Origin of the sequence: Shewanella sp. SM55 (assembly GCF_025654025.1) — a bacterium.
GTDB classification, from domain to species: Bacteria; Pseudomonadota; Gammaproteobacteria; order Enterobacterales; family Shewanellaceae; genus Shewanella; species Shewanella oncorhynchi.
Genome location: NZ_JAKKRS010000009.1, coordinates 52,421 through 70,426, shown reverse-complemented (window position 1 = coordinate 70,426; position 18,006 = coordinate 52,421). Strand labels below are relative to the sequence as shown.

Here is an 18,006-nt window from a genome sequence, read left to right as displayed (position 1 = left end):
AGTTGCAAACCGATTTACCTAAGCCGTAGGGCTTAAATGTTACAAGAGGTAACTTATCTCATGAGTCATTAGCTATGCCGTCCATAGACTATTTGCAGCCAGCTACTTTACATAACCCTTTAACACATCATCAATCATGATATTAAGGGATGTTATGCCCGCACCTGTGATATACCAAGCCTCGGGATCCACAAAAATAACATTCCCCGTCTTCCAAGCGTTAGTTTCACGCAAGAGAGGGTTATCGATAGATTGTTTATCCAATACAGGGCTTCGCTCCATCACTGCGGTTCTGTCAACCACGTAAATGATGTCGGGATTGTTTTCAAGAATAAACTCGCTTGATACAGGTTGACCGTGTAATCCCATCTGCTCTGACAAGCTAGCGGGTTTAACCCCTAGCGCACTGTAAATGAACCCATACCGAGAACGAATACCTAAAAATCGAAAAGCGCCATTATTATGTAGCACCACCAAGGCTTTTTCTGGCCTGTCCTTAATCACCATTCTGGCGGCTTGGATCTTACTTTCCAGTTCATCCACTTTATGTTTTGCCAAGGTTTGCTTATCGAATAATTTACCCAGCACCAACAAGTGCTGTTTGACTATATCAAAGTAATCGCTGTTGCTGTCTTGGTAATCAATATCCAAATGAATGGTCGGAGCCAAATTGGAAAGCGCTTGATAATGACTAGCTTGAACGGATGACATCAGCACCAAATCGGGTTTAAGTGCATAAATACGTTCCATATTGGGTTGAACGATAGCACCTAAATCAACAATATCACTATTGTTGCTGTAGTCTTTCAGGTAGTAAGGAACAAAATCCTTTGGCATACCGACAATGGGAATACCCAACTGTTCGAGATAGTCGACTTCATTCATATCTAGGGCCGCAACACGTACTGGCCGTTTTGTAATAACAGTAGTGCCCAGCTTATGCTCTACCTCTATCGGGGCAAAATCCAACTCAGCCGTTGAAGCACTCGTATCCAATGATGCAAGTTGTACTGATTCAGTTTTATTGTCGCAGGCCAGCAAAAAAGCCGAGCTAAATAACAGAATCGCTATCACTTTAGTCCCACTTCTACATTTCGACGTCACTTGTATTCTCCTTGTAAGTTGAAGTTGAAATAGTTACATACTGTTCCTTGACTCGTTTTCAGCACCTCAAGATCCAGTTCGTACAGTGCTTTTAACCTTTGTGCTGTGACGACCTCTTCAACGGGTCCAGCGCAGTGCACAACGCCTTGCTTCATACCGACAATATAGTCGGAGTAGTTCGCCGCAAAATTGATATCGTGAACCACTAACACTACCGTTCGTTTGTAATCGTCACACAGATGGCGAAGTGCCCGCATTATGCTAACGGCATGTTTCATATCCAGATTGTTGAGCGGTTCATCTAACAATAAATAATCCGTTTGCTGCGCAATCGCCATTGCCAGAAAAGCCATTTGGCGTTGTCCGCCGCTAAGTTCATCAATAAATACATTGGCTAATGACTGTAAAGCTAAAAACGACAGCGCTTCATCAATGGCGCGATGATCTTCCTTTGTGAGTGCCCCTTGGCTATAGGGAAAACGACCAAATGCCACTAACTCCCTGACCGTCAGGCGTAAATTGAGGCTGTTAAACTGACGCATGGTTGCCACTTGCTTGGCATAATCCTTCAAGGGAATATTGTGGATAGCAGTACCTTTGAGTAATACCTCGCCCTGCTGGATATTCAGTAACCGACCAATCGACATCAGTAAGGTACTTTTGCCGGCACCGTTAGGGCCGATGAGAGAAGTCATCTGATGTTCGGGAAATTGTGCCGTGACATTTTTTAGCACAGGTTTCGCGCTATAAGACTGATATAAGTTATTGACGGTTATCACACTGCGCTCCGAGGTTTAAGAATTAAGACAAAGAAATAGGCGCCACAAAATAGATTAATTAACAGCCCAACACTGGTTTGATAATTAAACAGATGCTCAACAAGCATTTGCGCGATCAGAAAAACCGAGATAGCAACAGCGCATCCTGTTATCAAGGTAAATGAGTGCGACGGATGCCTTGCCAGTGCATAGGCCATATTCGCGACAAATATCCCCATAAAAGCAGTCGGCCCCACTAAACTGGTTGATATTGCGACCAATACCGCGATAAGACCCAATAGCAGGCGCACCACTTTTTGATAATCAATACCAAGAGAGATAGCTTGCTCCCGCCCCATCAGTAATACATCAAGTACAGCACGCACTCTCCAAGCGGCAATACACACGGCACTAACAAGTACTAGAGAGATAAGCAATTGCTCTGGTTGAGCGCGGTTGAACGACGCTAAGCTGTAGCTCTGGAAAATAGAAAACTCACCGGGACTGATAGAATATTGGATTAACTGAGTAAAACTGCCTAACACCACAGTGAGCACTAAGCCCACAAGCAGTAGGAAGAACACATCATGTCGATCCCCACTAAATAGCCAGCGGTGAATCGCCATTGAGTAAAGCAACATCACCACGACTGAGACAGAAAAATTGCTGTTAGCGGTGATCAGAATACTGCTGCCCGTCCCTAAGATAAGGATCAACAGTGCCTGCAAAATCAAGTAAACCCCTTCATACCCCATGATAGATGGCGTTAAAATGCGATTTCCGGCTAAGGTCTGAAACAGTATCGAAGAAAACGCAATACAGACACCACCAAGGCAAATTGTAGCTAAACGCACCAATCTATTCGGTATGACATAGTCAAAATCAAAGCCTGAGCCCATCAATAAAAATGTGACTGCCAACATAATAGGCAGCCCCCAGCTCAAAAAACGCCATGCACTGTCTTTCATTTGATTTTCCAAACGATAACTAAAAATATGAGTCCACCTAAACAGCTTGCCGTTAGACCTATAGGAATTTCAAAGGGATACAAAATAATCCGACCAAGCAAGTCACAGATAATCAGAAGCGTTGCGCCAGCAAAGGCGATAATAGGCAAGGTACGTTTTAAATTATCGCCGTAACGCATAGCGACAAGATTAGGAATAATCAAACCAATAAATGGAATGCTCCCGACTGTGATAACTGTGGTCGCTATAGTCAGGGAAACCAGCACTAACCCTAAGATAACTAGGTTGAAATAACTCAGGCCTAGTGTGGTAGCCAAGCCTTCGCCCATTCCCACTATGGTAAAGCGCTGTGCATAAAGGTAGGTCAGTATGACCACGGGAAGGATCAGATAGATGATTTCGTAGTTGCCCTGCACGATTTTTGAAAAATCACCCAGCATCCATCCCTGCATACTCTGCATCATATTGTTTTGATAAGCATAAAGTTCCGCTATCGCACTGAGTACACTGCCAAACATAATCCCAATAATTGGAATGAGCACCGGACTCTTATACCGAATACCACGAATAATCAGAATAAAGGCTAAGCTCGCAAGCAGGCAAAAAACCAAAGCCCCCAACATTCTGGCGGTAACCCCCATACTCGGGGCATGAATGATTGAAATTAATATGCCTAGTTTGGCGGCATCAAGCCCGCCACAAGTAGCAGGTTCAACAAACTTGTTTTGCACAATCTGCTGTAATATCACGCCACAGACTGCGAGCCCGACACCTGAGCAAATCAAGGCAAAGAGCCGCGGCAGACGACTAGCAGATAACACCAACCAAACATCATCCGATAACGTCAGCATCTGCGCCACAGAGGCATACTTTGCGCCTAGCAGCAATGAGGCAAAACAAAGCACAAAAAAGCACGTCAGTGCATAAACCACCTTCACAAACTGATACTTCCTATACGCAATAAATCTTGTACTAATCTGCAGCCGCTATGAGGTTTTCATATCGACGCGCTATGTTTGAGCCTTATCAGATCCCCCTGCCTTTTGGGCATGGGTAACGGCAATACCCGCTAACACTAAGTCACGTTTTCGCTCCCACCATTTGCGAGCGCCCACCTTCATAATGTCTACCATCGCATTTATCTGCTCAGCTTTATCAGGGAGCTTGGTGGCTTCATCTTCCCAAATTGCGATAATTCGCTCTTTACGTGTCCGACCATCGGCTTCTGGTTTAGTGGTTGACCACCATCCCAAAAAGCACTCCCCCACCATGTCAACTAAGATATCAACGGCCAGCACTGCTTCATCGAGGGAGAAGCCTTTGCGTTGCAGCTTTTCGACCGATTCAGCAAAAGAACGTATACCCGATGACGGCGTAACACTGGCCTGATGGATAGACTCAGCGAGGCCAGGATGACGCTCATAGAGTGCCCAAATGGCATCGGTCAATATGATCAATTCGCTCCGCCAATCTGTGGCCGCTGGCGCTCGCCAGTCCAGCTCATTAATTGCAAGCTCAGCAGCAATGGAGATAACATCATTCCGACCTGCTACGTGATGGTAGAGGGAAGAATGATCGACCTTTAAATGCGCGGCTATAGCAGGGATGGTCGCTTGATCAACCCCAATCTCCAACGCAGCTCTGGCGATAGCCTCACGGGAAATACGGCTAGGTCTGCCACGCTGGCGTTTTTGAGTGGGTTGATCCGGTACTTGTGTCATATCGATAAGGTTTCCAAGGCAAAAAAGCCATTCTAACCGCTCTTGCTACCCGCTGCATGGCAATAGCCAATACCGCGGGTAGAATCTAGCCGCTAAAACTTCGCCCTAACGCCTACACCTATTTCTCGAGGTTCAAGTAAATATGCATCCACGCCTCCGGTACTTCTGTCAGCCATTTTTGCCACGGGTGCACGTTCATCCAGCAAATTGCGTGCATAAACAAAGGCTTCAAAATATTGGTTGATTTGATAGGAAGAATTCAGGTTTACCGTAGTGTAAGATCCCACTCTTAACTCTGGCTCATTGGTATCCGTTGAAAAGTATCCATCCGTATGGCGCACATCACCGCTCACTTTAATGGCGTCTGTGATTGAATAGTCAAACCCTATATTGAACATATATCCCGGCGCTTTACTAAACTCGTTGCCGACAAACTCCTCGCCACGGTAGTCATTAAATTCACTTATCTCAGTTTCAAGTAAACCCAGCCCACCATATAGGCTAAAACTATCGGCCACTTTAAAGTTCCAATCTAATTCAATCCCATAGCTCTGCGCTTCATCGGCATTAATAATGACAGAACCAAAGGGACGCCCATCGAGGTAATCAGTAACTGAACGTTGTGAATCCTTAAAGCGGGTATAAAAGAGATTGCTATTTATGATCAAGCGTTGTTCAAGCAGATCGATACGGGTAAAAAGTTCATAGTTCCATGCCGATTCGGCATCGAATGTATAATATTCGCCGCCGCGGAAGTTAATGCCTGTGCCCCCAGGAATGTTACCTTCACTGATCATAGCGCCGACTAAGACGTTATCTGTCAGATCATAGGACAGGGCAACCTTAGGTAATAACGCCGTAAACGTTTCTTTATATTGATGGCGCACACCTGGGATGTAGCTGGCAATACCATCGTGGCTAATTTCATCAGACTGATAACGAAGAGCGCTGGTGAATGCCCACTTAGGTGAGAAGCGCCATATGACTTCACCGTAGGGGGCAAAACTGGTATGCCTCAGGTCTGCGTCGGCATTACCAAATACGTTGTTCAGCTTGTTGTTGGTTTTATCATCCCAGTAGAAGACACCGGCAACCCCACTAAACTCTGAACTTTTGTCACCAAAGTTCAGCCTTATATCATTCGAAAAGTTTTCATTATCTCGTTTTGCGATCCCTTGATAAGGTGCTGCGAAGCGATAATCAAACTGCCCTTCTGAATACTGCAGTTGGTTATGCAACTTCATCCCATTGTCGAACACATATTCAAGATCAAAAATCCCGACATGATTACTGACTTCTTGATTATCCTGAAAAATTGAACGATTTTCTAAGTCATCATAGGGTTCTGATACCACCTCGTTTCTGGGACGTTTAGCCTCAGTGGAGGAATAAGTCAGCATGGCGGAAAAGTTGCTGTATTTTTCGGGTTCCCATAGCAACTTCGCCCGTAGATTTTGGTTTTTAAACTCAAAATCCAAATCATGGGCAGTAAACTCTGGGTTAACGTAATCAACAAAGGTATCTCTAGCGCTGTAATCTGCGCTAATTCTTGCGGCAAAGTCATTACTGAGCGCACCAGATGCCATAACCGAAAAACGCTGCTTATTTCGACTGCCATAAAGTGCTTGCGCTGCAAATTCTGGCGTATAAGTGGGGTTATGGGTATGGATAACTACAGCGCCAGCAATACTGTTGGCTCCTTGACTGGTCGTTTGCGGACCACGGTAGACTTCAATAGACGACACATCCCACACGCCTGCGGCGCCTAAATCCAGTTCTGCGGGGCTCAGATATTTACCATCAACACTGATAGTTGCCCCGGGTACAGGCTTAGATAAATAGGCATTACCCGCTGCAACAGGCCCTTTGGTATCCGTACCGCGGATAATGGGCGCATCGGTATTTCCGGCATAAATTAAGTTTGGCGTACCGCCGAGAATTTCAGAAATCGTTGATTGGTCCGCATTTTTCCTCAACTGCTCTTCGGTGATCACTGTCACTGAGCTCGCCGTTTCCTTCAGCGTCCGCTCGATTTTCTGACCGTAAACTGTGATGACTTCAATATTTCCCGCTGCATCTTGTTGCTTGGATTGCTTATCTGGAGCAGTTCCACTGTCAGCAATAGTTGAGCCGGAAATAGCGCTAAGCCCCAGCGCAAGAGAACCGATAACCCACTTTGATTGTGGGTAAAACTTACCAAATCGGGGCATGTTTAATAACTCCTTATACGAAAGATTTGTTGCCAATGAGAATAGTTATCAATTATATTATCGCCGTTCAAAATATTTATCAACACTGTGTTGATAAATAAAAATGACCGCTTAATATGGTCGCCATCTCATGGCGGTTCAATTTTTATGAAACAAGGAATTTGGCTCGTGGATGTTCATTTGCCCATAAACTCTGGCACTCAGACTCTTTTTTACTCTGCAATATCAAGACTTCATCGCTTCATTGGCCTTGTGTTAATCACACTTTCCAGACCGAAGCCCAGCCTGTTCCACTTCGATTTTTTAGGTGAACATTAAAATGCAGCGACTTTTCAGTCCCACTTCAACATTAGCCTTCGCCCTACGTCCGGCGATTCCCGCACTCACTTTCGGAATGCTGCTAGCGGCAGGTGCTGGCGTGATGGCACTAAGTGCACTCTGGTGCATGATTCAACTTATTGCTGGTCATCATTCGCTATGGTTAGCGGTGGCGCTCATATTTGGGGTCGCGTCAGCGTTGCTATCAGCTGGCGCATCTTGGGTTAACCACAATGCTGAGGCGCAATTTTCTGGAAGATTAAGGCGTCATGTTGCAGCGCATCTTGTCAGGTTGCCACCAAGCACCTTGGCAAAATATAAGGGCGAAAAGTTAAAGCGATTAATGGTCGATGACATAGCATCATTGCATCATATGATCGCGCATTTACCCTCAGAATTAGCGACCTTTATCATTGTCCCTGCCATCACTATTGGTTTGCTGATCTTAAGCGCTGGCTTAGTGGCATTACTTGCCCTTATACCAGGCCTAGTCGCAGCGCTTTTCTATTTGGTGGTGATCCCAAGGCTTGCAGCAAAACAGGGGGAAGCACGAGTCAATGTGATGGGAAATATCACTGCCGCGGTGGATGACTACGCCCGTGGTGCGCCTGTATTTCGCATTTATGGCGTACAAACGGGTGCTATGGCCGATTACCAAAAGGCAACGACACATTTTATTGGGGATATTCTTGAGCGGGTAAGCAAGGTATCAACTTCAGTCGCTGTGGCCACATCACTACTGCAGGCTGTCTGTACTTTTGCCATTGTCTATGCCATCGGGTATGAATGGCCGCCAGAAAACCTTGCTGCAGCCTTGTTCTTCAGTCTGGCCATAGTCACGCCAGCCCTAAAGCTCGGGCATGGGCTTGATTATCTTGCCACGGGCCGCGCTGCCGCTCAGCGGCTAACGGATTTTCTTGAGCAGTCGAGAGTTCCTGTTGGTAACGGCAATATTGAGCTTAATGCAAATATGCAGCTCACCCTCACGAATGTTGTGCCTTCACTGTCTACAAGCAATCAATCTGTGCCCATTCACTATCAATTTAGATCTGGCAGAGTCACGGCAGTTACAGGGATCAGTGGTATTGGCAAATCCACATTACTGCGTTTATTAGCTGGCATGGAGCCGCTAAATACCGGAGATATTCGACTTGCTGGTATTGCACTCAATGAGATGGATGAAGCCTCGATTAATCGCGCGATCATGCTATTACCGCAAGGTGCGGGACTACTGGCAACCTCCATCGCCGACAATCTCGCACTCACCGCACCTTATGCCACGGATGACGATTACTTAGCAGCATTACACTGCGCGCAATTGGATAAACCCTTAACTACTCATGCAAGCGCGCTCTCTGGCGGTGAAATACAACGCGTTAATCTTGCTCGTGTATTTCTTTCACCCGCTAGGGTGATATTGCTTGATGAACCCACATCGGCCCTAGACAGCGAAACGGCATTTAACGTGTTCACAGCGCTACGCCATCACGCAAAAACAAACCACAAAACGATTGTGATGGTCACCCATGACTTAACGCTTGCCGAGCTGGCGGATGACAAGCTCACACTCAAGCATCATCACAGGGAAGGAGAAGGCCAATGATAAATCGTCCCCAAAATTACGCAGCCATAAAGCACTTAATACCTGTTGCCTGCGGTTGGGCTGTGACGGCCATATTGGAAGCGGCATGCTACATTCAACTGGCTTTAGCCATTATTGAGCAGCAATCACCGCAAAAAGTGCTATCGATTGCTGCAATAACCATACTCACCACAATACTGGCTTCGCGTTCAGGTTTTTGGGCTGGCGCAAGGCTGGCCAATGCGCTCTACAGTGCCTTAGGCACGACCATGCAACAAGCTAAACTCTCTTGGTTTACACCGAGTGTCAGGACACTACTCATAGAAACTGTCTCTCGAAGTATTCCTGGCTTTATGAGTATTCCGGCACATCAATTTCAGGTATTTATTCACGCACCGCTTATTCCGCTCTGCATTACCTTTGGCATAGGATTGATCGGTGGCATACCACTGGTACTGATGTTGGCTAGCTTGTTGCTCGTGTCATTTGTGATTCAGAGTATGGCGCAACGAGCCCTTGCCCGCGCAGATATGGACCGAAACAACACTGAATTGGCAGCAGATCAGTCAACTCTTGAACTGATCGACCACCTAGAGTTACTGCGCACAGCAGCAGGATATAGCGGCGCAACAACACGGTTAGAGCAAAACTGGCAAACACAAGAAATCGCATTGGAACGAACTAATCGCGCCGCTGCTATAGCAACATTACTGTCGGCTATCGCCAGCTTTTTACCTATTGCAGGCATGGCACTCTATCTGGTGTTATCCGGTATAAACAATACAACAATGTTGCTCGCAGTCTTGATGTTGACCATGCGCGCGACGGCGCCACTTGAGACTCTCGCCGTGGCGGCAATAAGCATTAATGATCAGTTAGCGGCTATTAAACACTATCGACAAGCGACTCATGCGCCAATGCTCAAAGAGCCAAGCCAAGCGCAACAAAAGACACCGAACAATCATACAATAGAATTGAATAACGTAACATTTCCCCCTGCGGTGCAAAATATCAATGCCACTATCGAGCCAAGTGAACGCGTGCTGATTTGTGGCCCGAGTGGTTCAGGTAAAACCAGCTTACTTAAGCTATTGATGCGCTTTGATGATCCCACCCTAGGCCTGATCACTTTGGGCAAAGTGCCACTCACTTCAATCCCTGCTGCTGAACTTGCCCGCTTTTTCGCCTATGTGCCGCAGGATCCACTCATCTTTACAGGCACCATTGCCAGTAACATTCGTATTGGTAACCCTGATGCCGACGATCAAGCCGTAGATAAAGCGGCACGCCAAGTGGCACTGGATGAAGTATTAGACAGATCAGAACTGGGCATTTACCAAGAAGTCGGCTTGCAAGGCGCAGGGTTATCGGGAGGGGAACGCCAAAGGCTTGCCTTAGCACGCGCGCTTATCAAAAATGCGCCGATTCTGATAATGGATGAGGCCACCTCGGCATTGGATGAAGAGACAGAAAAGCGTGTAGCCAAGGCTATTTGCGAACAGAGTTGTACATTGGTTTTAGTTTCGCACCGAAACCAATCACTTTGGCAGCCAACCAAGATAATAGAATTTCATCAATCAGTTGCCTCAAAGTAGGATCGGCTTTCTACGCATTAGAAAACTGAATTACAGATGTCAGACACAGATTACAGTGATTAATTTGTCGTTATTGACCACATCTCAATGAGTTATGTACTGCAGCCGAAATGACATGAATCATTTCGACTGCAGTTATTGCTCGTGCAAATAAGATGAGCATCGCTGTAGAACCGACCAAGCCTTGTTGGCATAACGCTCACTGAATCAAAGCATAAATACTCGAACTTCCTCTCGCTTTTGAGCTTTAAAATCCCTCAAATTATCAGCCACCCGTTAATAAACTAATAACCATATTTTGCGACAGGGTGCCAGTTTTTATTAACATCATCTTCAATAAACTTTTGTTTTTCTTTGATTAAATCCGATTCAACTAACCCTATCGCTTGATGGGCCTTTTCCTTAGTACTGATATCTGGATAACTAACTTGAGTCACGTTAAGTTGCTTCAATATTCCAGCGAGCAGATGACGTGCTTCGTTCGCTTGTTCGATGGCTTTATCTAAAAGCTGCTTACCTTCTTGTGGATTATGTGCATACAAACCATGTGAAGACATGGCAAAGTCCCAGCGCCACTGACTGTGTCGTATCGCCATAATTGGCTCATTCATATTCTCCCATTTAGCACCTGCATCCCATGCCGCTTTGGCTTCATAGTGGGCTTTGACGAGCAGAGCTTCAACTTCGCGAGCTTTGGTCTCAATCGTTAATTTATTGGCCGCGAGCTTGGTTTCAATTTTGGTTTTACTGCTATGGCAGCCACTGCAACTGTTATCAAAATGCGGTAAGGCTTTATCAACTTTATGGCTAGTAAATTCAACACCTTTTGCATCCTGCTGGGTAGGCATATGGCAGGTAATGCAAGTGACACCGACTTCGGCATGTTTACTGCGACTCCAGTGTTCAAACTCAGGATGACGTGCTTTGAGTATGGGCGTTTTCGAAAGAGGATGGATCCATTCGAAGAAGCGGCGAGTGTCATAATATTTTTCAATATCGTCGGCTGTGCTGCCAAAAATCCAGGGAATATTTACAACATTACTTTTTTCTGGACGGAAATAGTAAGTGACATGACATTGACCACATACCTGCGCACCTTGCATATCGGTATCTTGTTTATCGAATGGCAGGTGAATTTTAGCCATAGCCTCTTGGGCATGGGGGCGAGGTAAAGTTAACTTATTAGTGCCAGATTCATGGCAATCGCTGCAATACACTACGCTTTGGATCTCTTTGCCCAGATCGGTAAAGTTTTTAGCGGAGTATCCTTCAAATCCTAGTTGTTCAATCAATCTAGGGGCATCCGGTGTCTTGCAGGTCCAACAACTAGCGGATAATCCTTTCTCTCCTGCCTTAGGGGGGACACCTGTTCGTAAAGTATGCGTCACATCAGCAACGGCAAAATGGTGTCCACGTGGGCTATGGTACTCTTTGGCATAGGAAGATCCTGCCCAGAGTATGATGCTGGCGGGATAATTGGCGAGCATATCCTCGCGCTCGACCTGTTCAGAGGTCGCTTGCCAAGATTGATATTGGTTAGGGTATTTTTGTTGATTGCTAGTATCGGAAGCCGCTACAGATGTACATGTAGTTATGGCGAGCAAGCAAATCATTTTTAGCAATGTAACTGTTTTCAAATAAGTTTTCACTTTGTATCCTTTTGTCCTAACATCAATATTAACCTGGGCGCCCATCGATACGGGGGCGAGAAAGTATCGGCAAGTAATGCCATACAAACAGTGCAAATGCGATAAACCAGCAACTGCCAGCCAACCATAACCAGACTTGGGTGTGGGCCGGAAACCAGATGGGCATTAGCGCCCTGAGCAGTGCCGCTAACGGTAGGCAAATAAATGCCAAGATCATCTTAGGGCCCTCATAAATATTTCGACTTGTGTGCCCGAGTGACACTCTGGAAATCATCGAAAGACACAGGGTAGCCATACAGCCAATAGCAAATAGGTGAAGCAAACTGCGATAGGCATATTCATTATCGAGATACCAACTCATGGCTAACAGGCTGAGTGGCAACATTAAATAGGCAAGATGCAAGGACCACAGCATAGGTTCCTTCAGTGTTTTATGGGGTAACCAGCGTGCAAATCGGACCAGCTGCAAGAGCCCTGCAATGAGCAGTAAGCCTCGCTCGACTTCCAGAGGTATAAGGTGGATGAGTGATTGAATGACGAGCAAGATCATTGTCAGGATCAGCGGGTATTCAATCCAAGTTAAGGGTTCTGCTTTGGTGGCCTTAATGCGCATCGCGGTAAAGAATGGAATGACACGCCCACCGACTATGGTGATAAGTAAGGCTAACCACCATAACATCGCCTGCCAGATCTGGTTGGCAAGAATAAAGTCGCGCTCAAAAAGGGCGTAATAGCTGACATTGTTAATCACGAGTGCAGCAAACAACATGATCGGAAAACCAATATTGCGCCATTGCTTCACCTTATAAATGCAGCGCCATAGGGTAAGGCTTGCCATACCAAGGAACAATGAATCAAACAAGGCGGGCAAAATGAGCGGAACCTGCATTGGGAGTAAGAGTAATAATCGTGCAAGTAACCAGCAGCTAAAGGTCAATGCAAGTGGCCATCCCTTTAATGTAGGTTGGTTGGTCCAATTTTGAACGGCTGTCAGCAAAAATCCACACACAATTGCCATAGCAAAACCGAACAACATTTCATGTGGATGCCACCATAGCGGCAATATTTGGCTCCAAAAGGATGAAGGGAAAAAGCTATATTGGGGAGTAAACCAAGTTAATAGCCACAAAGGGATATATAGCGCAGCTAATATTGCTCCCCCAAGGAAAAAAGGTCTAAAGCCTAAGCGCCATAACGCGTGAGTACGTTCGGTTTGTGTAGGATCATCAATATTTAGCATAGTTGTTAGCCGAGTAGCAGAACGATGACGAACACACTTAAGATGCATTCAATATAATCCTTATATTGTACTGTTATGACCTTCAATTCAAACTAAATCTTAGATTTTGGAACTAAGATCCCAAAGATGAACAAAAAATAAAGTGTCGTGGAATACTCATTTCTGACGGCTAATAGGCTTGATCAATGTACTGCGGGTTCATGATGGACAAAGGTTCGATGCAAACTTTTACACAGGTAACGGCACAAACAGTCACACATTGGTAAATTTTAGATGGGAGAAATACCGTTTTGATTTAAATAACCGTGGCTTTGATTGGCCTATCTTATTTCGAACACAGCCAAGACTTTGATAGCACAGGCAGCTCAATTTATAACGGCGATAACAGTTGCAGATGATTATGTGGTAACTCGCTTTAGCATCGATTATCAGGCTAGAAACTGGCGGATTAGTGACTTCGCCAACAACCTATTTGATGAACAAGCATTGACAGCAAATAGCCTACAAGCCGCAGTTATGTGGAGGGTTACAACAAAAAAATGGAAATAGTACCAGCAATGGGTAGCGTTAAAAAATGGCGAGTTATTCAATCCAAGCAAAATCATTTTTTTCGTTTTATTCAACACAAAATAAAACGGCTCGCATATTTCTATGCAAGCCGTTGTTTTATTTGGCAGGGGTGGCAGGACTCGAACCCGCAACCATCGGTTTTGGAGACCGCTGTTCTACCAATTGGAACTACACCCCTGTTGACGTGGGGCATTATGCTAAAAGCACTTCCAAAGGTAAAGTACTTTTTATGGCAAAACTCATTAACTGAAGGTTTTTCAAACAAGTTAGGCTATTGCTGTTGATTTAACTGCCACTGAGATTAAAAAGCCATCGCATATTAGCTTAATGACGTAGTAGATACTTAGTTTAGAGCCCATAGGTTAATAGTAACTCGACTAAATGATCCCACAACAAATCAGTTTGATGACGTCGAATAAGTGTGCCGTTTCGGCCATTTTGAGGTTCTTAAGGGTTAAAGACGCGCATTTATCGAAAAAAGATCTGAGTTCGATTTATAAAATCGGCGTTTTATAGTATAAGCATCGTCAATTTCATACACAGCTCGACGGAACCACTCATGTCTGACAAATTTTTCTTCAAGGGTCGTAAAACCCCTAAGCCGAAGCACGAAAGCTATGGCTACAACACTAAGCGTGCCGCTAAACCGGGTACAGAAGCATTACCATTACAATTAATTGTTGCCGACGAAGCGCGTAAACTCGAAGTTGCCGCGATAGTTGCCGAACACCAACTGCTCGCCAATATCGAAGTCAATGCCGACGTCGCTGAAGATATTGTTGAATTAGAAGGTTTATTAAATAAGCCTAAGACCACGACTTTCGAGAAAAAACCGAATCGTAACGAGCCTTGCGTTTGTGGTAGCGGTCAAAAATTCAAGAAGTGCTGCGGCAAGTAAGCGCTTTCATCAGCGTGATATAGATAGGGACTTTTGCTGTAACGCTTTTGTGCGTCGGGAATCGCCCCTTTTCTCCCCTCTTTTTAATTTCTCTCCCCAAAGCCAATTAATCTTCCAACTTTGAGATAAAAATCCGCTGCAAATCGTTATTCCATAGCTGAATAATTTTGCGGGTCTTTTCTTTATTCCAAAAACATTTACCAAATAAAATCAAACCCGCACCTTCAAAGCAGCGTTTATCTTCTATTTCAAATTGCGCTAATAATGGTTGCTTTATCCCATCGATAGGAATGCCGATATCTTTGCTGTCGGCAGGATTAAGCCAACTCATCGTCGGGTCAGTGTGGGATATCGTGCCCCAATACATGTGGGGTTTATTGTCGCTTGGGTCCGCATCGGCAAAATTGACAAACAGGTTCTTCGCCCGCCAACGGTATTTTCGCTCAGCGTCTGTGTATACCCAGAGATCCGATTTTGCTAAATCTGTACCGCGCAATAAACTGTGGAGTAACTTTTCGAGCCCTTGGCTAGGCACTCGTTTTTCAGTGGTATGTTCAGCGGTGTTAACTTGGTAGCCTGTTTTCGACTCTTGTATTCGATCATCCACTGACGATGCAACAGACGCTTTCGATGGCTCAGGCATAGAGGACAATTTAGGCGTTGGCTCAGTCTTGCTGGTTAATACCTCTGCAGTCGAAACTTTGTTTGCAGGTGAATGGCGACGAGGTTTACGGCTAAAGTCGATCATTAAGGCATCGGCGTCCACCAGCTGTTGCTGCACTTCAATGGCATCTTGCTCCTCACGGGACTTTTGTGCCGAAGGTTTAAATTCAATACAATCGGCTTGGTGATATCGCGAGCCAAAACAAGCGGCTTTACCGTCTTTTGAGGCTTTACGGAAATATGCTTTACCACCGCAGGCGGGGCAAATTAACCATTGCCGCAAACGCTCGATATCCTCATCGGGTAATTGTTGAAACTTAAAAACACTATAAGTCGTTCTCGCAATTAAATGATCCTCTGTTTCGAGTTCACAAATAGCATCTAACATAGTGTTGTCCTTTATTTTCGACTGCTGGCAATACCGCTATCTATGCCCAAGCATTAATCCCAAAAGTGATAACACTTAACAGAAGCAAGATGCCAAGTACGCGATAAATCAAACCTAAAGTACTGGTGCCTTGCGAGCTCACATCCGAATGTAATGGCATGATTTTAACTTTTGCAGCATCTTGGGTTTTGTGTTTCATTCTGCATCCTTAAAATATTTCGCCAAGGGCACTATCAAACTTGAAGGAATGAATAATGCGGCTTTTGCGGCACTCGATGCATGATAAAAGGGTGTCAGTTGAGTGATTAACGCGTTGAAGCATTTGAGTGCGGCCAAGGCATCGGCTGCGGCATAATGAATTTGCGCACTGGATAAAGGCACGAGCTGCCAATTCGATAAGGTGACTTTTTTAGGTTTGTCGATACGTACACCCAAAAGCGCCGCAACTAATTGGCGCGTCCCCATTTCCTTCTCCGCTCCAAGTTGAGCCAGTGCCCAATTTAAATCTAATGTTGAGGCGACATTAATGCCCCATTGCCGCCTGAGAGCGTGTGCATCACTGCGTAAACCAACCCCGACTTTGAGTATGGTTTCATCTTCTAATAAGGCTTTTAACTGGGTGAATTGCTCACCCAAAATGGCATGCTGAAATAAATAACAGGTATCCACTGTCGCGATTTGAATAAGACTCAAGGGATGTTGCACGCCGCGCTCAAAGCTTGCACGGGTTTCAGTATCAAAACCTAAGACTTGCTCAGCCTGTAATAGTGCTAATACTGTATTAAACTCCGACGGATCAACTACCTCGATGCGGACATGTTGAAATTCAAAAGCTGCTAACGCTGCAAGTTCAATATCATCAATACGTGTAGTCAAAGCGATACGTTGCTGCAGCCACAAATATGCCCACTGACGCTGCGCTTGAAGTTGAGTTTTAGCTTTAATCGCATTTTCAGCCTCGGCCGATACCTGCTCACTTTTCAGCGGCTCGGTCAAGGCATTGAGGTTATCAAGATAAGCCGTGCCAGCAGCATCCATTGCCGCCATTAACCCATCGGCATCTTTGCCAAACTCTTTACGTAACCAAGCCAGCTTACTCGGGGAGACACAGTACTTCATTAACTTCATCGTGCTCATCCTTGATGGTTGATGCGCGCAGCTCGTTAACTACGCAATTTCTGTATTCCTGTCATCGCAATAAGTGCAACAGCGCCAGCAACGACACCAAATAAGCCATTAAGAATACTTGGCGTCAGCACAGCAAACACAGGTCCAACAACACCAATGGCAGCAACCGCTTGTTCAGCATGGTGGATTTGCTCGCCGACTAGGTGTAGGCCATGAGTTAAAATCCCACCGCCCACCATAAACATGGCTGCCGTGCCAATAATCGTTAAACTTTTCATTAATACGGGAGCTGTGCTCAATAAACCAAAACCTAATTTACGGTTCATTTGAGTTAATACAGAGGCGCCTTCACGTTGGCTCAAGTACAAACCCGCATCATCCATTTTCACAATTGCCGCCACTAAGCCATACACGCCTATGGTCATGACTATCCCAATGACAGCTAACGTAAAAAACTGTGTCGATAGGGATTTGTCCGCCACGATACCAAGGGTAATGGCAATAATTTCCGCCGATAACACAAAGTCGGTACGAATCGCCCCTTTGACTTTTTCGGCCTCGTAGGCGGCGAAATCTTTAATCTCAGGTAACTCATTCTCTACTTGGGTTTCGTGTTGTTGCTGGCCTTTTCTATGGCTATAACTGTGATGCAGTTTTTCAAACCCTTCGTAACATAAAAACAGTCCACCAAACATTAATAAAGGGGTGACAGCCCAGGGAATAAAAGCACTGATAAGCATTGCTGCTGGTACTAAAATCAACTTATTACGGAATGATCCCTTAGCCACCGCCCACACTACGGGTAATTCACGATCGGCGCTTACGCCCGTCACTTGCTGGGCATTGAGGGCTAAATCATCCCCCAGTACACCCGCGGTTTTCTTTGCCGCCACTTTACTCATTACCGCTACGTCATCCAAAATTGATGCGATATCGTCAAGTAAGGTTAATAAACTCGCGCCTGCCATGCTAAATCCCTCTACAAATCATCTATAAACCATTCTGCTTTTGCCATAGTAGCTTAGTTAGATTAGTTGCGTATAGCGAAATGCTTTCCAACTTAACTGCTTAAGTTACTTACGTTATTGGGACTGCTTGCTAATGTGAAAATGCCTGCAATCTAGATCACACCCACGGTGGAATTGCGCCACATTATTTATCGGAAAAGAGTATACTAAGCCCAGAATTTTTTACTCATTTGCCGTTACAGGATG

At 45.3% G+C, this 18,006-nt stretch carries 15 protein-coding genes and 1 tRNA gene; 3 read left to right on the top strand and 13 right to left on the bottom strand.

Going from position 1 to position 18,006, the window contains the following annotated elements; all coding sequences use genetic code 11:
* Positions 1–102 precede the first annotated feature (102 nt).
* The 6 genes from L5L91_RS12805 to L5L91_RS12780 all read right to left on the bottom strand — a co-directional run bounded on the left by L5L91_RS12805 (position 103) and on the right by L5L91_RS12780 (position 6,761).
* Positions 103–1,104, bottom strand: coding sequence for a siderophore ABC transporter substrate-binding protein (locus L5L91_RS12805; protein ID WP_263146849.1), 1,002 nt, complete (start codon positions 1,102–1,104; stop codon positions 103–105).
* Complete coding sequence (locus L5L91_RS12800) at positions 1,101–1,883, bottom strand: ABC transporter ATP-binding protein (RefSeq protein ID WP_263146848.1); 783 nt, start codon at positions 1,881–1,883, stop codon at positions 1,101–1,103. Before L5L91_RS12800 ends, L5L91_RS12805 begins: the two co-directional genes overlap by 4 nt.
* Positions 1,880–2,830 carry an iron chelate uptake ABC transporter family permease subunit gene (locus L5L91_RS12795; protein WP_263146845.1) on the bottom strand — a complete coding sequence of 317 codons (951 nt, stop codon included), beginning with the start codon at positions 2,828–2,830 and terminating at the stop codon, positions 1,880–1,882. The genes L5L91_RS12800 and L5L91_RS12795 overlap by 4 nt, the downstream gene beginning before the upstream one ends.
* The gene (locus L5L91_RS12790; protein ID WP_287480675.1) at positions 2,827–3,768 is read right to left on the bottom strand and encodes an ABC transporter permease; all 942 of its coding nucleotides are present in this window, start codon (positions 3,766–3,768) and stop codon (positions 2,827–2,829) included. Before L5L91_RS12790 ends, L5L91_RS12795 begins: the two co-directional genes overlap by 4 nt.
* Positions 3,769–3,840: 72 nt before the next feature.
* The gene (locus L5L91_RS12785; protein WP_219234616.1) at positions 3,841–4,551 is read right to left on the bottom strand and encodes a TetR/AcrR family transcriptional regulator; all 711 of its coding nucleotides are present in this window, start codon (positions 4,549–4,551) and stop codon (positions 3,841–3,843) included.
* Between the two features lie 92 nt (positions 4,552–4,643).
* On the bottom strand, positions 4,644–6,761 hold the full coding sequence (locus L5L91_RS12780) for a TonB-dependent receptor (protein WP_263221782.1): 2,118 nt from the start codon (positions 6,759–6,761) through the stop codon (positions 4,644–4,646).
* A 319-nt stretch (positions 6,762–7,080) separates the two neighbouring features.
* Between L5L91_RS12780 and L5L91_RS12775 the strand changes: the two genes are divergently transcribed.
* Together L5L91_RS12775 and L5L91_RS12770 are read left to right on the top strand one after the other, a co-directional pair.
* Complete coding sequence (locus L5L91_RS12775) at positions 7,081–8,682, top strand: ATP-binding cassette domain-containing protein (protein WP_263236760.1); 1,602 nt, start codon at positions 7,081–7,083, stop codon at positions 8,680–8,682.
* On the top strand, positions 8,679–10,256 hold the full coding sequence (locus L5L91_RS12770; RefSeq protein ID WP_263236759.1) for an ATP-binding cassette domain-containing protein: 1,578 nt from the start codon (positions 8,679–8,681) through the stop codon (positions 10,254–10,256). The genes L5L91_RS12775 and L5L91_RS12770 overlap by 4 nt, the downstream gene beginning before the upstream one ends.
* A 284-nt stretch (positions 10,257–10,540) precedes the next feature.
* Here the strand turns inward: L5L91_RS12770 and L5L91_RS12765 are convergent, their stop codons facing one another.
* The 3 genes from L5L91_RS12765 to L5L91_RS12755 form a co-directional block, all read right to left on the bottom strand.
* A complete protein-coding gene (locus tag L5L91_RS12765; protein ID WP_263236758.1) occupies positions 10,541–11,950 on the bottom strand; it encodes an ammonia-forming cytochrome c nitrite reductase subunit c552 in 1,410 nt (469 codons plus the stop codon).
* Positions 11,934–13,145, bottom strand: a complete 1,212-nt coding sequence (locus L5L91_RS12760) for an NnrS family protein (protein ID WP_263146834.1) — start codon at positions 13,143–13,145, stop codon at positions 11,934–11,936. Before L5L91_RS12760 ends, L5L91_RS12765 begins: the two co-directional genes overlap by 17 nt.
* A 671-nt stretch (positions 13,146–13,816) precedes the next feature.
* A tRNA-Trp gene (locus L5L91_RS12755) sits at positions 13,817–13,893 on the bottom strand.
* A 381-nt stretch (positions 13,894–14,274) separates the two neighbouring features.
* Between L5L91_RS12755 and L5L91_RS12750 the strand changes: the two genes are divergently transcribed.
* Entirely contained in the window at positions 14,275–14,613 is a 339-nt protein-coding gene (locus tag L5L91_RS12750) for a PBPRA1643 family SWIM/SEC-C metal-binding motif protein (protein ID WP_263149149.1), read from the top strand.
* Positions 14,614–14,719: 106 nt separating this feature from the next.
* Here L5L91_RS12750 and L5L91_RS12745 read toward each other — a convergent pair whose 3' ends face one another.
* From L5L91_RS12745 to L5L91_RS12730, 4 genes are read right to left on the bottom strand one after another with little or no spacing between them, the layout of a single operon-like run.
* A complete protein-coding gene (locus L5L91_RS12745; RefSeq protein ID WP_263149148.1) occupies positions 14,720–15,664 on the bottom strand; it encodes a hypothetical protein in 945 nt (314 codons plus the stop codon).
* Between the two features lie 40 nt (positions 15,665–15,704).
* Positions 15,705–15,863 carry a hypothetical protein gene (locus L5L91_RS12740; RefSeq protein ID WP_173243196.1) on the bottom strand — a complete coding sequence of 53 codons (159 nt, stop codon included), beginning with the start codon at positions 15,861–15,863 and terminating at the stop codon, positions 15,705–15,707.
* Entirely contained in the window at positions 15,860–16,792 is a 933-nt protein-coding gene (locus tag L5L91_RS12735) for a 3'-5' exonuclease (RefSeq protein WP_263149146.1), read from the bottom strand. The genes L5L91_RS12740 and L5L91_RS12735 overlap by 4 nt, the downstream gene beginning before the upstream one ends.
* Positions 16,793–16,827: 35 nt before the next feature.
* Positions 16,828–17,760, bottom strand: coding sequence for a DUF808 domain-containing protein (locus L5L91_RS12730; protein WP_263149145.1), 933 nt, complete (start codon positions 17,758–17,760; stop codon positions 16,828–16,830).
* Between the last annotated feature and the right edge of the window lie 246 nt (positions 17,761–18,006).

Excerpts from the sequence above, each read along its gene's own strand:
- L5L91_RS12770 (WP_263236759.1), top strand. The coding sequence starts at position 8,679 with ATGATAAATCGTCCCCAAAATTACGCAGCCATAAAGCACTTAATACCT.
- L5L91_RS12765 (WP_263236758.1), bottom strand. The coding sequence starts at position 11,950 with ATGGGCGCCCAGGTTAATATTGATGTTAGGACAAAAGGATACAAAGTG.
- L5L91_RS12785 (WP_219234616.1), bottom strand. The coding sequence starts at position 4,551 with ATGACACAAGTACCGGATCAACCCACTCAAAAACGCCAGCGTGGCAGA.
- L5L91_RS12795 (WP_263146845.1), bottom strand. The coding sequence starts at position 2,830 with ATGAAAGACAGTGCATGGCGTTTTTTGAGCTGGGGGCTGCCTATTATG.
- L5L91_RS12775 (WP_263236760.1), top strand. The coding sequence starts at position 7,081 with ATGCAGCGACTTTTCAGTCCCACTTCAACATTAGCCTTCGCCCTACGT.
- L5L91_RS12745 (WP_263149148.1), bottom strand. The coding sequence starts at position 15,664 with ATGTTAGATGCTATTTGTGAACTCGAAACAGAGGATCATTTAATTGCG.
- L5L91_RS12735 (WP_263149146.1), bottom strand. The coding sequence starts at position 16,792 with ATGAAGTTAATGAAGTACTGTGTCTCCCCGAGTAAGCTGGCTTGGTTA.
- L5L91_RS12740 (WP_173243196.1), bottom strand. The coding sequence starts at position 15,863 with ATGAAACACAAAACCCAAGATGCTGCAAAAGTTAAAATCATGCCATTA.
- L5L91_RS12730 (WP_263149145.1), bottom strand. The coding sequence starts at position 17,760 with ATGGCAGGCGCGAGTTTATTAACCTTACTTGACGATATCGCATCAATT.
- L5L91_RS12750 (WP_263149149.1), top strand. The coding sequence starts at position 14,275 with ATGTCTGACAAATTTTTCTTCAAGGGTCGTAAAACCCCTAAGCCGAAG.
- L5L91_RS12780 (WP_263221782.1), bottom strand. The coding sequence starts at position 6,761 with ATGCCCCGATTTGGTAAGTTTTACCCACAATCAAAGTGGGTTATCGGT.
- L5L91_RS12760 (WP_263146834.1), bottom strand. The coding sequence starts at position 13,145 with ATGCTAAATATTGATGATCCTACACAAACCGAACGTACTCACGCGTTA.